Here is a 13311-nt window from a genome sequence, read left to right on the forward strand (position 1 = left end):
GCCATGCGCCGCCGGTACAGCTTCCACCTCGACCGGGCGGGCCGGTCCGTCACCGTGAACGTCCGCTCGGGCTGGATCACCGAGACCGAACTGCTGGTGGACGGCCGGGAGTGTGCCTTCCACCGCGTCCACGGCCACGGCCTCTACCCGCTCACCCTGGCCGTCCGGCTGCCCGAGGAGCCCCCGCTGCCGGTCTCGGTCCGGCTGGAACGGACCGGCTCGGCGGAGCACCCGCTCACCTGCACGGTCGACCTGGACGGCACCGTTCACCCGGTGCCGGAACGCGTCGAGCAGTGAGGCGTTCCGGCACCGGGCGTGGAAGGCCGGGCGGCGAGAGCCCGGCGTCGAGGGTCGGGCGTTCCGGCGCCCAGCGGCGAGGGCCCGGCGATGAGGACCCGTGGCCGGCCGCTACCCCGCGAGGGACTGCTCCACGATCTCCTCCACCGCTGCCCGGGCCCGGGCAGCGTCCGCCGCGACCAGCCCGATCCGGGTCCGCCGGTCGAGCACGTCCCCGGCGTCCAGGGCGCCCTCGTGCGTCACCGCGTAGGCGATCTCGGCACGGGTCACGTCGATGCCCTCGGCGATCGGCTCGGCGACGCCCGCCGCCAGGACCTCACGGGCCGCGCCGCCGTGCCGGGCGAGCAGCGAGGCGGGCACGCCGCCCTCCGGCACCGGCCGGCTGTCCCGGTGCCCGGGCGCGCCGACCAGGGGCAGCCGGGCCGTCCAGCAGTCGCGGGCCGGCAGGCCGCGCAGGCGGACGGCGGTGTCCACCGCGTCCTCGGCCATCCGCCGGTAGGTGGTGAGCTTGCCGCCGACCACCGTGATCACCCCGGACGGGGACTCCAGCACCGCGTGCCGGCGGGAGATGTCCGCCGTGCTGCCGCCGCCGGTGTCGATCAGCGGCCGCAGCCCGGCGTAGGCGCCGCGCACGTCCGCCCTGGTCAACTCGGTGGCCAGGGCCGCGTTGACGGTGTCGAGGAGGAAGTCGAGCTCGGCCTCGGTCGGCTGCGGCTCATCCGGGACCGGTCCCGGCGCGTCCTCGTCGGTCAGCCCGATCGCCACCCGGCCGAGCTGCTGCGGCAGCGCGAAGACGAACCGGCTGGTCGAGCCCGGCACCGGCACGGTGAGCGCGGCGACGGGGTGGCCGAGCGCGGCCGCGTCGACCAGCAGATGGGTGCCCCGGCTGGGCCGCAGCCGGATCGACGGGTCGACCTCGCCCGCCCAGACGCCGGTGGCGTTGACGACCGCGCCGGCGGTGACGACCAGGGACTGCCCGGTCAGGCTGTCGACCAGCCGGACCGAGCTGCCGGTGACCTCCTCCGCCCGGACGCGGGTCAGCACGGTGGCGCCGTACTGCGCGGCCGTCCTGGCCAGTGACACCACCAGCCGTGCGTCGTCGACCAGTTGGCCATCGTGCGCGACCAGCGCACCCGCCAGGCCCACCGACCTTACGCCGGGCACCAGTTGGCGGGCCCGGGCGGCGTCCACCCGGCGCATCCGGGGCAGCACCGCCCCGGGCGTGCGCGCGCTCACCCGCAGCGCGTCGCCCGCGAGGAAACCGGCCCGGACCAGCGACGCCTGCCCGGGGCGCAGCAACCCCGGGAGCAGCGGGACGAGTTGCGGCAGCGGGCGAACCAGGTGCGGGGCGGTACGGGTCATCAGCACGCCGCGCTCGACGGCGCTCTCCCGGGCCACGCCGATCCGCCCGGAGGCGAGGTAGCGCAGGCCGCCGTGGACCAGCTTGGAGCTCCACCGGCTGGTGCCGAAGGCCAGGTCGCGGGCCTCGACGAGGACGACGCGGAGCCCGCGCGCGGCCGCGTCCAGCGCCACGCCGACGCCGGTCACTCCACCACCGACGACCAGCAGGTCGACGGCCGGGGTGGCGGCGAGCGCGTCCAGCTCCACCTCCCGCCGGCGGGAGCTGAGTCGGGTGGTTCCGGCGAAAGGCCCGGCGTTGATCGTCATGGCGCGAGGTATCCGTTCGTCACGGCGTGCAGGGTAGGACGCGAGCGGTCAGGGAGCGTTCGACTGCGGGGCGGCCGACCGCAGGGCAGGCGGCCGCGCGACGGGCCGCCGCCCCGGCCCGCACCCCGCGAGCGGTCACGGCGCGAGGTATCCGTTCAGCGCCCGGGCCAGCTCGCGCCGCCAGGCCGCCTCCGGCAGCAGCTGCGCCACCATGCGGTGCGACTGGACGGTGGACTGGGCGATCAGCAGCACCATCGCGGCCAGCTCGACAGGCTCGCCGGCGCGGATCGAGCCGTGCGCCTGGCCCTGTTCGATGCCCGTGCGCAACGCCTCCAGCAGCCCGAGCTGGCTGGTGCCGAGCCGCTCGACGACGTACTCGAAGAGCGCGTCGGAGTCGGCCGAGCGCAGCAGGGCGGCGAGCACCGGGTGGTCGCGCAGCCGGACGGCGACCTCGACGACGCCCTCGACGAAGGCGGCGCGGTCCTCGCCCACCAGCGGGACGGTGGCCTGGGTCGCCTGGATCTCCCGGGTGAGCAGGGCCCCGATCACCGCCCGGACGTCCGGCCAGCGCCGGTAGACGGTCGGCCGGCTGACCCCCGCGCGCCGGGCGATCTCGGCCAACTGCGTGCGGCGCACGCCGAGGTGGACGATCAGTTCGGCGGCGGCGTCGAGAATGGCGTCATCGGTACTGCGCGGCTCGGCCGCACGCGGCTCGGCTCCCGGCGGCTCGGCCGCACGCGGCTCGGCTCCACGCTGCGCAGGGCCGCGCGACTCCGCGCCACGGGCCTCCGCACCACGGGCCTCCGCGCCATGGGACTCCACGGCACGGGACTCCGCGCCGTGGGACTCGGTGCCCGCCCCGGGGCCGTCCGGACGGCCGTCGTGATCATCGTTACTACTTGACATGATGTGTGAAACTGTAACGCATGGCACCTGAGACGCAAGCGGGACCGGCCCACGCCGCGCTGCCGCTCCCCCCGATGAAGTGGGACGCCTGGGGCGACCCGGCCCTCGCCAAGGAGCTGTCGGCCGACATCAAAGCCCTGCTGGCCGCCGCCCTCGGCGTCACCGGCGACGCGGCCCCCGGGCCCGCCGCCGAGGAGGTCACCCTGCGGCCCTCGCGGCTGACCGAGGCGGACCTGAAGGCACTGGCCGCCGTGGTCGGCGAGACCCACGTCAGCGCGGCCTCCGCGGACCGCCTCCCCCGCGCGGGCGGCAAGTCCACCCCCGACCTGCTGCGCCGCCGCAGCCGCGAGCCGCAGGACGCGCCGGACGCCGTCGTGCTGCCGGGCGGCGAGGACGAGATCGCCGCCCTGCTCGCGCTCTGCGCCGAGCGCCGGATCGCCGTGGTCCCGTTCGGCGGCGGCACCAGCGTGGTCGGCGGGCTCGACCCGGAGCGCGGCGGCCTCACCGCCGTCGTCTCGCTCGACCTGCGCCGCCTCGACGGGCTGCTCGACCTGGACGCCACCTCCGGCGAGGCCGTCCTGGGCGCGGGCCTGACCGGCCCGGCGGCCGAGGCGCTGCTCGCCGAGCACGGCTTCGAACTCGGCCACTACCCGCAGAGCTTCCGCTTCGCCACCATCGGCGGCTTCGCGGCCACCCGCTCCTCCGGCCAGGACTCCGCCGGGTACGGGCGCTTCGACGAGATGGTGCGCGGCCTGCGGGTCGTCACCCCGGCGGGCGTGCTGGACCTCGGCCGCGCCCCCGCCTCCGCCGCCGGCCCCGACCTGCGTGAACTCTTCCTCGGCTCGGAGGGCACGCTGGGCGTGATCACCGCCGTCCGCGTCCGGATCCACCCGGTGCCCGCCGTGAAGGCCTACGAGGCGTGGTCCTTCCCGGACTTCGCCACCGGCGCGGCCGCACTGCGCGCGGTCGAGCAGCAGGACACCGGTCCCACGGTGATCCGGCTCTCCGACGAGGCCGAGACCATGGTCAACCTCGCGATGACGGAGAAGATCGGCGGCGAGCCCGCCGTCACCGGCTGCCTGGCGGTCACCGTCTTCGAGGGCTCCGCCGACCAGGTCGCGACCCGTCACCGGCTCACCCGGGACGTCCTGCTCGCCGCCGGCGCCACCTCGCTCGGCGAGGCACCGGCCCGGGCCTGGGAGCACGGCCGGTTCAACGCGCCGTACCTGCGGGACTCGCTGCTGAGCGCGGGGGCGCTCTGCGAGACCCTGGAGACCGCGACCGACTGGCGACGGCTCGCCGACCTCCGCCTGGCGGTCACCACCGCGCTGACCGGCGCCCTGCCCGGCGCCCTCGTGCTCTGCCACATCTCGCACGTCTACCCGACCGGCGCCTCGCTCTACTTCACCGTCGTCGCCGCGCTCGGCGAGGAGCCGCTCGCCCGCTGGGCCGTCGCCAAGCGCGCCGCCGGGGACGCCATCCTCGCCAACGGCGGCACCATCACCCACCACCACGCCGTCGGCGCCGACCACCGGCCCTGGATGGCCGAGGAGATCGGCGAGCTGGGCGTCCGCATCCTGCGGGCGGTCAAGGCCGAGCTGGACCCGGCGGGCATCCTCAACCCCGGCAAGCTGATCCCATGACCGACCGGAGAACCATCACCCGGGTCGTTCTCCTCACCAACCCGGCCGCGGCCGCCGGCCACGCCGAGCCGGCGGCCCGCCGCGCCACCGACCGGCTGCGCGCCCTGGGCGTCGAGGTCGACGCCCGGGCGGGCTCCTCGGCCCAGGAGTCGCTCGACCTGGCCCGCGCGGCCGTCTCCGCCGGCTCCTGCGACGCCCTGGTGGTCGTCGGCGGCGACGGCATGATCAACCTCGGCCTCCAGGCCGCCGGGGGTACGGACGTCCCCCTGGGCGTCGTCCCGGCGGGCACCGGCAACGACCACGCCCGCGCGTACGGGCTGCCGCGCGGCGAGCCGGAGGCGGCGGCCGACGTCATCGCCGCCGGCCGCACCCGCACGGTGGACCTCGGCCGGATCACCTCGGCGGACGGCACGCGGCGCTGGTTCGGCTCCGTCCTCGCCAGCGGCTTCGACTCGCTGGTCAGCGACCGCACCAACCGGCTGCGCTGGCCGCACGGCCGGATGCGCTACAACCTCGCCATCCTGGTCGAGTTCGCCAACCTCCGCCCGCTCCCCTTCCGCCTCACCCTCGCCGACGGCACCGTCATCGCGCGCGACCTCACCCTCGCGGCGGTCGGCAACACCAGCAGCTACGGCGGCGGCATGCTCATCTGCCCCACCGCCGACCCCACCGACGGACTGCTCGACATCACCCTGGTCGACGCCATGCCCCGCCACCGCATCGCCCGCTTCTTCCCCACCCTCTTCAAGGGCACCCACGTCGATCACCCGGAGGTCACCACCCACCGCACGCCCTCGCTGCGGATCGACTCCCCCGGCATCACCGCCTACGCCGACGGCGAGTTCATGGCCGCCCTGCCGGTCGACGTCGAGGCCGTCCCCGGCGCCCTGCACCTGCTCACCCCGGCCTGGACACCGGCCTGAAGACCGGCCTGAGACCGGTCTGAGACGGGCTGAGGCCCGGCCGCGGGCTGCCCCGTCCGCCGGGCGGGGCAGCCCGGTCACCGACCCCCGGGGCCGGGCACCCGCACGGACGCCGTACCGGCGGCGGTGGCGGCCTCGACCCCCAGGCCGGTGTCCTCGAAGAGTCCCGGCCCTTTTCCGGGCACCGCACGCCCCGACGTCAGTGGAACCCGCCGCCACCTCAGGGCGATGAGCTGAGCCTCCCCGGCCCCCGCGCGAGAAGTCGGACCGGCCGACTTCCGGTGCGGGGCTGTCGCGCGGAGGATGCCGGGGCCCTACCTCCCGGAAGTCACCAGCCGCGGGACCGGTCCGCCGCTGCCGCCCGCAGCCGCCTCACCTCGGCGATCAGGCGGGGGACGTCCTGGCGGGCGGCCGCGATGAAGTCGATGTCCGCGTCGAGCCTCGGGTCCTGTCCGGGCAGTTGGGCGCCCTCGACGAAGCGGCTGACGTAGATCTCGTCGTCCGGCTCCGCCTCGGGGCGGACCTGGATGAAGCTGTCGCCGCCGACGCCGTGGCGACCCTCCAGCCAGGCGGTCCACGGGCCCGGCGCCGCCGCGGCGGCGCGCCGTTCCATTGCGCTGAGGTCTTCCTCGGTCAACGGTCCGTCAGCTGTCATGCGCCGATCCTCCCGTCACCCCGCCCGGATGTCCACGTGCCGGGCCCGGGGACGGGCGTCATCCGGCCGGTCCCGAGGAGCGGGTGCGCGCGCTCAGCCGACGAGCCGCCGGCGCCAGTCCAGCGGCCGCACCTCGACGGCACTGGCCGGGTCGCCGTCCCAGTCCGCCGGCAGGCCGGCCACCGCCAGGGCGGCCACCACCTCACGGCCGACGGCGGCGGTGGTCTCCGCCGAGTCGTCGAAGCCCCCGTAGTACAGCGACAGCCCGTGGCCGGCGGCGGCCGCGTCGGTGCTCTGGGAGTGGAAGTAGAGGAAGCCCCGGGCGTCCGGCGAGCCCGCGCCGGCGATCTCGGCCTGTCCGCAGGAGTGGCAGCAGGTGAAGTTCTCGCGGGCCGTGATGCCGGCCGCCTCCAGTGCCGCGAAGGCACGGGTGAGCCGGTCGGCGTCCGTCTCGCCCTCCCAGCCGGCCTGCTCCTCGGCCCGCTCGCGCCACATCCGGTCGACCAGCGCCCGGGCCTGCGCGGGCGAGACCGGTCGCCGGTCACCCTTGACCAGGTAGTCCTCCGCCAGTTCGGCGAGTTCGGCCCGGGTCGCGTAACCGCCGGCCAGGCTCTGGCGGAGGCGGTCCTCCAGCTGCCTGCGGTCGTCGTCGGGCAGCTCCAGCGGCGGCGCCGGCGTCTCGGGCGCCGGTGTCAGGTCGAGCCGCCGCCAGGCCAGGCCGGCGTCCCAGCCGTCCGCCCGGCGGGCCCAGCCCGTCATCGCGGCGATCACCGGACCGGGGTCGTCGAGCAGCACCCGGAAATGGCGGTCGTTCGAGCCCTCGCGGTGCTCCAGGGTGTAGTCGCCACCGGCCTCGCGCCAGACCTGGACGAACACCTCGGCGGGGCCGGCAATCCGCTCCACCACCAGGAAGCGGTCGCCCGGCCCGCCGATCCGGCGCACCAGCGCGGCCAGCGCCTCGGCGGTCACCCGAAGGTGCCGCTCCCCGTTCTCCGTCTGCACCTCGATCGCCAGCATGCGGGCCACTGTCGCACAGCCCACTGACACGTCGTCCGGGAGGTCCCTGCCGCACAGGGGACACCTGCCTCATGTGTCCGGGACTCCGGGCACCGAACCATGGACGCATGCCCCCCACGGGACGCTCCTCCCCCGACCCGGGGAAGTCGTCCGGAAAGGAAGCTCCGTGGCCATCCTCGGACAGTCCAACTGGCGGTACTGCGGCAAGTGCTTCGGCCTCTGGTTCAACGGGAACCCGACCAACGGCGTCTGCCCCGCCGGCGGTGCGCACACCTCCTCGGGCAGCTTCGACTACCTCCTGCCCGCCAACAACTTCAGCGGCATCGCGCCCGCGGGCGCCGGGAAGGAGGCCGCGACGGAGGACGACGACGGCGCCTGACCCCTCGCACGCCGCGGACCCCGGGCCGATTCGGCCCGGGGTCCGCGGTACGGACGACGAGTCAGCCCTTCGGGGCCGGCGAGGGGAGCGCACCGGACACCAGCGGCCACTCGCGGTGGAACGGCGGCAGCGGGAGCTTGCCCTCGATGATCGGGGTGCCGAAGACCTTCAGATGGGCGAGCAGCGCGCCGTTCAGGTCGACCCCGCCCAGCAGGGCCCAGCTGCCCTGGAGTTGGGGCGCGCCGCCCGGGACGTCCACGGTGAGCGAGCCGTCGGCCCGGGCCCGCAGGTACGGGGCCACGGTGGCCTCGACGCCGACGGTGTCGTACAGGCCGACGCTCACCTCGGCGCCCAGCGCGGCCCGGGCGGCCGCCTTGCCGGTCAGCCGCACGTGGACCGGGGAGACCTTGGTGTCGGCGGCGTCGGTGGACGAGGTCCAGCCGCGCCCGCCGGCGTAGTCGGCGTGCACCGCCCAGGTACCGGTGACCTCCTGTTCGGCCTCCAGGTGGACCTGGCCGTCGGCGCTGACCTCCAGGTAGCAGGTGAGCCCGAGGTTCACCACGACCGGCAGGCCGGCCACCGTGATGACCGGGCTGGCCTGGAGCTTGGCGAAGGGCACCCGGATCGGAGCGGCGCCGGTGTCTCGGGCGAAGTCACCGGTGACCTTCCACTGGGCGTGGGCGCCCAGGTCGAAGCCGATCGACGCGGTGCGCGGACTGCCCACGCCGGCACCGTGGTACGCGAAGTGCACGGCGGGGTGGAGCTGGAGGGAGCCGGAGGCGTCGGCGCTCAGCCCCTCCGGGAGCGGGATCGGCGCCTTGACGTCGACCTCCAGCGTGCCGGACGCGTCGGCCGTGGTGGTGCCGCTCTCCCGGCCGACGGTCGCCTTGACGTCCTTGACCAGGGGCGTCACCTTGATCGCCTGGGGGTCGACGGCCACCTTGCCGTCCGCCTCGGCCCCACCGAGCAGTTCGGTCAGTGTCGCGGGCCGGGTCGCCAGGGAGACCGACCCGCCGCTCGCCGAACGGACGGCCGTGACGGCGACCAGGGCGCCCTGCGGCGCGGCGGCGGTCGGCGGGCTGGCGATCAGCTGACCGGGCCGGACGGCCTCGACCGCGGCCGTCGACCCCGGCGAGGAGCTCGCGAACGGGCTCGCGGACGGGCCCGCGGACGAACCGGCGGACGCGCTCGCCGACGGACCCGCCGAGGGTGCCGACGGCCCCACGGCCGCCAGGACCGCCGTACCGGCGGCCGGGTCGTACGCGGTGAGCTGGAGGTTCCGGGCGGCCGGGGAGACGGCCGCGCCGTCCGCACCGGGCACACCGACGGCGGCCTGCTGCGCGCCCGGTTGCGCCGCCGCCACCGGCAGGGTGGTGGCGGCGGGACGCCCGGAGGCGGTGGGCGCGCCGGCCGGGGTGGCGGCCCGGGCCTGCGGCGAACCGGTCGGGGTGACGGCGGCGACCGGGTGGCCGGCACCGGAGGCCGGGGCGGCGACCGGGGCACCGCCGGTCGCCGCGGCCGTCGCGGAGCCCGGCCGGTCACCCGAGGTCGGCCCGCACGCGGCGACACCGAGCAGCACCAGTGAGACGAGGGCAGGGCGGACCGCCATGCCGAGGGAACTCTTCAACAGGACTCTTTCGGAGCGGCGGACGAGGACACGACCGCCCGTGATCAGTGGAGGCAGGGAGGCGGCTCGCACGGCCGCGCCGCCATGTTACTGACGAGGAATCACCTTGTCGAAGTCATGCACATGCCCCACCGGCGCCCGGAACGGCCGCCAACTCAGCAGCTGGAGAGACCAGTTGACGCCACGGAGACACGCCGACCCCGACCTTCGGCGGGCCTCAGCCCCCCGCCAACCCGTCGACCGGCGGGGTCCGCACCCCCGCCGACCGGGTGGCGCCCGAGCCCGTCGCCCGGCCGCCGGCGCCCACTGCGGCGGTCGTGACCGGCCCGCCGGAGGACGTCGTGGCCGGCCTCGCCCGGTACCGGGACGCGGGGGCCCGCCCTGTCGTCGTCCGCCCGGGCGCGCTCGACGTCGCCGACCAGCGCGACCAGCTGCGACGGCTCACCGCACTGCTGCCCGAACTGGCCTGACAGTCCTGCCCGGAGGCCCGGGCGGCCCGGGTCAGATCCCCCGCTTCGCCGTGATCACCCGGTCGTCGATCGCGGACAGCAGGGCGGCGTGGTCGGCCTCGGTCCGGTCGGCGTAGCTGACGGCGAAGTCGGCGATCGCCTCCGCGAAGGTGTCCGACGAGCCCAGGTAGCCCGCGATGGCGAGCCGGTCGCCGGAGCGGGCGTGGGCGCGGGCCAGCGCGCGGCCGCAGAGGTCCGCGTAGTCCCGCAGACCGGACCTCGTCATGTCGGCGATCTCCACCGAGCCCTTCATGTCCCGCAGTTGGCGCCCGTAGTAGTGGCGGCCGGCCGGGCCGGTGGTCCAGCCGAGGAAGATGTCGCTGACGGCCTGCATCAGGTGCTGGCCGACCACCACCCGGCGGCCGCCGTGGGTACCGGTCACCTCGGCGCCGACCCGGCTGCCGGCGGGCAGGTGGTCCTCCAGGACCGACCGGGTGGCCTCCTTGACCTGGAGGAAGAGCGGGTCCCGGGCGTCGCGCCCCTCCAGCAGGATGATGTAGCAGCGGGTCCCGACACTGCCGACGCCGACCACCTTGCGCGCCGCGTCGACGAACTGGAACCGGTCGAGCAGGACGCGGCGGTCCTCGCTGAGGGTGGCCCGGTAGTCGCTGAAGATCTGCCCGACGGCACCGAACTCGTTCTTCGTCAGCGGCTGGATCAGGGGCGGCTCGCTGATGATGTGGCGCTGGCCGTCCCGTTCCTCGGTGAGCTTGCCGAAGGCCTGCAGGCTGGTGCGGCGCCGGGCGTGCGCCATACCGGCCTCGACCCGCTTGCGGCGCTTGGACCTGCTGATCAGCGGGAGGAGGTCCTCGGTGTCGATCCGGGCGTACCAGACGTCGAGTTCGCCCATCGCCGCCAGCCGCCGCATCGCGGTGGCGTAGCCGAGCGCGGCGGTCAGCGCGGCCCGGCGGACGTGCGCCTCGTCGTTGCCGTTGTCGCGGGCCGCGACGGCGGCGCTCGCGGCGAGCCGTTTGACGTCCCACTCGAACGGGCCGGGATAGGTCTCGTCGAAGTCGTTCAGGCCGAAGAGCAGCGCCCGCTCCGGCGAGGCGTACATGCCGAAGTTCGCCAGGTGGGCGTCACCGCAGAGCTGGACGGTGATGCCGGTGTCGGGGACGGCCGCGAGGTCGGCGGCCAGCACGGCGGCCGCGCCGCGCAGGAAGGCGAAGGCCGAATCGGCCATCCGGCCGTAGCGGATCGGCAGCAGCTCGGCGACCCGGTCCGCCCCCTGCCGCTCCAGCACGGCGATCGGGTCGGGCCGGTCGGCCGCGGGGATCCAGCGGCCGTGGGCCGAGCGCGAGACCCGTTCGCGGGCGGCCCGGCCGCGCCGGCGGCGTTCGGCGGGACTGGTCATGCGCGCGCTCCTCGGTCGGACGGCAGGGCCGGTGCCCCTCCCGCGACGCTAGGTCAACCGCGGGGGCCCGGCACGTCGAGGCGCCGGCGGGCGGGACGGCCGCCCGCCGGCGCGCGGCCGAACGGGTGAGGGGACGGAGCGGTGGCCACCGGCCCGGCCGGCGCGCTACTCCACGACGAAGTCCGCCATCATCGCCATGTCCTCGTGCTCCAGGTTGTGGCAGTGCAGCATGTACGTCCCCGGGTAGTCCGTGAAGCGGACCAGGATCTCCACCGACTCGGCCGGCCGCAGGTCCACGGTGTCCTTCCAGCCGGCGTCGTAGCGGCCGGGTTCGGCGCCGTTGCGCGAGAGCACCTGGAAGGGGTCCAGGTGCAGATGGACGGGGTGGTGGACGTCGGTGAAGAAGCGCCACTTCTCGACGGTGCCGAGGGCGGGCCGGGCCAGCGAACGGCCCGGCTGGTAGGGCTGGTTGTTGATCGTCCAGCCGTCGTTGCGGCTGCGGCGGAAGCCGAAGGTCCGGGTGGTCACGGCCGCGGCCGGATCGAGCCGTTCGAGGGTGCAGAGCCGCTCGGGCACGGCCGAGTCGTCGGTGACGGTCCGCGAGGACACGTCGAACACCATCACCTCGGCGTCCCGGTCGGTGCCGAACCGGTTCATCAGGCGGACCGACGTCCCCGGCGGGTAGCGGGCGAAGTCGACCACCAGGTCGAAGCGTTCGGCCGGGGCGATCTCCAGCGCGTCGTGCGCCAGCGGGGCCTCCAGCAGGCCGCCGTCGCCGCCGATCTGCACCAGCGCGTCGCCGCCGGAGGGCTGCGGGTCGAGTTCGAGGCGGTAGAGGCGGGCGTTGGAGGCGTTCAGCACGCGCAGCCGGTAGCGGGCGCGGTCCACCGCGAGCCGGGGCCAGGGGGCGCCGTTGACCAGGATGACGTCGCCGAGGACGCCGTTCATGTAGTCGTCGGTGACGCCGGGGACGGCCAGCGCGGCATCGGTGGCCGGGTACTGGAAGGAGCCGTCCTCGGCGAAGGAGCGGTCGGCGAGCATCAGCGGGACGTCGCGTTCGCCGCGCGGCAGCGGCAGCGCGTCCTCCTCGTCGTCGTGGACGAGGTGGAAGCCGGCCAGGCCGCGCCAGACGGCGGGGCCGGTGAAGCCCATCCGGTGGTCGTGGTACCAGAGCGTGGCCGCGCGCTGGTGGTTCGGATAGGTGTAGGTGCGCTCTCCGTCGGCGGTCCGGGCGGCGGCCGGGTCGGCCGGGTGGTGCGCCATCCCCGGCATGCCCGCCATCCCGGCCATGTCCTGGGCGCCCCGGGCACCGCCGCCACCGACCGGTAGCAGCAGGTCGGTCGGGTAGCCGTCGCTGTCCGCCGGGGTGTGGCCGCCGTGCAGGTGGACCACCGAGGGCACCGGCAGCTCGTTGCGGTGGCGGACCACGCTCTGCCGCCCGGCCCGCACGGCGAAGGTCGGGCCGGGGAAGCTGCCGCCGTACGTCCAGGCCTCGGTCCGCAGGCCGGGCAGGATCTCCAGCCGCGCGCTCCGCTGGGTGATCTCGTAGTAGTCGGTGGTGCCGTCGGTGCGGACCGGTTTCAGTACGGGCGGCACCGGGAGCGGCACCTGGAACGGGGCGGGCGGCTCCATCGCGCTGAGCAGCAGCCGGCCCGGCCGGGCCTCGGCCAGCAGCCGGGTGGCCGAGGGGAGGGCGAACGCGCCGATCCCGCCGGTGCCGACCACGGCCGCGCCGATGCCCAGGAACCGGCGGCGGTTCACTGGGCGACCTCCACCGGTCCGCCCGGGCGGGGCAGCCGGCCGGCGCCCTCGGGGTCGGCCGCGGTGGCGCCGGCGCGGGCCGGCAGCGGCAGCCGCCAGGCGCCGGCCAGGCCGGCCAGGATGCCGCCGACCAGCAGCACCCCGAGCACCACGTGCACCCCGATCGCGCGGTTGTAGCCGACGGCGGTCTGCAGGGTCACCGTCGCCACCAGGAGCAGCGCGAGCCACAGCGGCCCGCGCGGGCCGCGCCGGTCACGGCCGGGCCGGCGGACCAGCGCCCCGGCCACGAGCTGGCAGCACGCCGCGACGAGCACCGCCCGCGCGGCGGCCTCGTGCAGCGCGAGCGACTCGTAGTGGCCGTTGAGGTAGCTGCCGGCCAGCGCGGTCTGCAGGACGGCCAGCGCGGCCAGCGCGGTGGCGCTCGCCCGCAGCAGGATCAGCGGCCGACGGGGCGCGGGGGCCACGGGAGGACTGCTCATGGGTGGGCTTCTCTCTGCTCGGCCGTGAGGCGGGAACCGGTGCGGAAGGGTGCGAAGGGGCTGCGGAACGACGGCGGGAGGATTGACTGCGGA

At 75.8% G+C, this 13311-nt stretch carries 13 protein-coding genes; 5 read left to right on the forward strand and 8 right to left on the reverse strand.

Annotated features, from left to right (window positions below; translation table 11 throughout):
- The first annotated feature begins 3 nt into the window (after positions 1-3).
- Positions 4-297 (forward strand): hypothetical protein, encoded by a 294-nt coding sequence (locus tag ACFWA9_RS16395; RefSeq protein ID WP_352287575.1) that lies wholly within the window; start codon positions 4-6, stop codon positions 295-297.
- Positions 298-408: 111 nt separating this feature from the next.
- Here ACFWA9_RS16395 and ACFWA9_RS16400 read toward each other — a convergent pair whose 3' ends face one another.
- Both ACFWA9_RS16400 and ACFWA9_RS16405 read right to left on the reverse strand, forming a co-directional pair.
- Positions 409-1965 (reverse strand): glycerol-3-phosphate dehydrogenase/oxidase, encoded by a 1557-nt coding sequence (locus ACFWA9_RS16400; RefSeq protein ID WP_380387700.1) that lies wholly within the window; start codon positions 1963-1965, stop codon positions 409-411.
- A gap of 135 nt (positions 1966-2100) precedes the next feature.
- Positions 2101-2871, reverse strand: a complete 771-nt coding sequence (locus tag ACFWA9_RS16405; RefSeq protein ID WP_380387703.1) for a TetR/AcrR family transcriptional regulator — start codon at positions 2869-2871, stop codon at positions 2101-2103.
- 20 nt (positions 2872-2891) lie between these two features.
- Between ACFWA9_RS16405 and ACFWA9_RS16410 the strand changes: the two genes are divergently transcribed.
- Both ACFWA9_RS16410 and ACFWA9_RS16415 read left to right on the forward strand, forming a co-directional pair.
- Positions 2892-4514 (forward strand): FAD-binding oxidoreductase, encoded by a 1623-nt coding sequence (locus ACFWA9_RS16410; protein ID WP_352287582.1) that lies wholly within the window; start codon positions 2892-2894, stop codon positions 4512-4514.
- Complete coding sequence (locus tag ACFWA9_RS16415) at positions 4511-5437, forward strand: diacylglycerol kinase (RefSeq protein ID WP_380387706.1); 927 nt, start codon at positions 4511-4513, stop codon at positions 5435-5437. Before ACFWA9_RS16410 ends, ACFWA9_RS16415 begins: the two co-directional genes overlap by 4 nt.
- A 328-nt stretch (positions 5438-5765) precedes the next feature.
- Here the strand turns inward: ACFWA9_RS16415 and ACFWA9_RS16420 are convergent, their stop codons facing one another.
- Positions 5766-6092, reverse strand: coding sequence for a hypothetical protein (locus ACFWA9_RS16420; protein WP_359805349.1), 327 nt, complete (start codon positions 6090-6092; stop codon positions 5766-5768).
- 93 nt (positions 6093-6185) lie between these two features.
- Positions 6186-7109 (reverse strand): DUF6891 domain-containing protein, encoded by a 924-nt coding sequence (locus tag ACFWA9_RS16425; protein WP_380387710.1) that lies wholly within the window; start codon positions 7107-7109, stop codon positions 6186-6188.
- Positions 7110-7275: 166 nt separating this feature from the next.
- Between ACFWA9_RS16425 and ACFWA9_RS16430 the strand changes: the two genes are divergently transcribed.
- On the forward strand, positions 7276-7488 hold the full coding sequence (locus ACFWA9_RS16430; RefSeq protein WP_380387713.1) for a hypothetical protein: 213 nt from the start codon (positions 7276-7278) through the stop codon (positions 7486-7488).
- 61 nt (positions 7489-7549) lie between these two features.
- Here ACFWA9_RS16430 and ACFWA9_RS16435 read toward each other — a convergent pair whose 3' ends face one another.
- Positions 7550-9115 (reverse strand): hypothetical protein, encoded by a 1566-nt coding sequence (locus ACFWA9_RS16435; RefSeq protein ID WP_380387716.1) that lies wholly within the window; start codon positions 9113-9115, stop codon positions 7550-7552.
- A 317-nt stretch (positions 9116-9432) separates the two neighbouring features.
- On the opposite strand from ACFWA9_RS16435, the gene ACFWA9_RS16440 reads away from it, so the two are divergent.
- Positions 9433-9585, forward strand: a complete 153-nt coding sequence (locus ACFWA9_RS16440; RefSeq protein WP_380387719.1) for a hypothetical protein — start codon at positions 9433-9435, stop codon at positions 9583-9585.
- A 31-nt stretch (positions 9586-9616) separates the two neighbouring features.
- Here ACFWA9_RS16440 and ACFWA9_RS16445 read toward each other — a convergent pair whose 3' ends face one another.
- The 3 genes from ACFWA9_RS16445 to ACFWA9_RS16455 all read right to left on the reverse strand — a co-directional run bounded on the left by ACFWA9_RS16445 (position 9617) and on the right by ACFWA9_RS16455 (position 13218).
- A complete protein-coding gene (locus ACFWA9_RS16445; protein ID WP_352287592.1) occupies positions 9617-10978 on the reverse strand; it encodes a DUF2252 domain-containing protein in 1362 nt (453 codons plus the stop codon).
- 165 nt (positions 10979-11143) lie between these two features.
- A complete protein-coding gene (locus ACFWA9_RS16450) occupies positions 11144-12739 on the reverse strand; it encodes a multicopper oxidase family protein (RefSeq protein ID WP_352287595.1) in 1596 nt (531 codons plus the stop codon).
- Positions 12736-13218, reverse strand: a complete 483-nt coding sequence (locus ACFWA9_RS16455) for a hypothetical protein (protein ID WP_380387722.1) — start codon at positions 13216-13218, stop codon at positions 12736-12738. The genes ACFWA9_RS16450 and ACFWA9_RS16455 overlap by 4 nt, the downstream gene beginning before the upstream one ends.
- Positions 13219-13311 lie beyond the last annotated feature (93 nt).

The organism is Kitasatospora sp. NPDC059973, from assembly GCF_042737525.1.
Taxonomy (GTDB): domain Bacteria; phylum Actinomycetota; class Actinomycetes; order Streptomycetales; family Streptomycetaceae; genus Kitasatospora.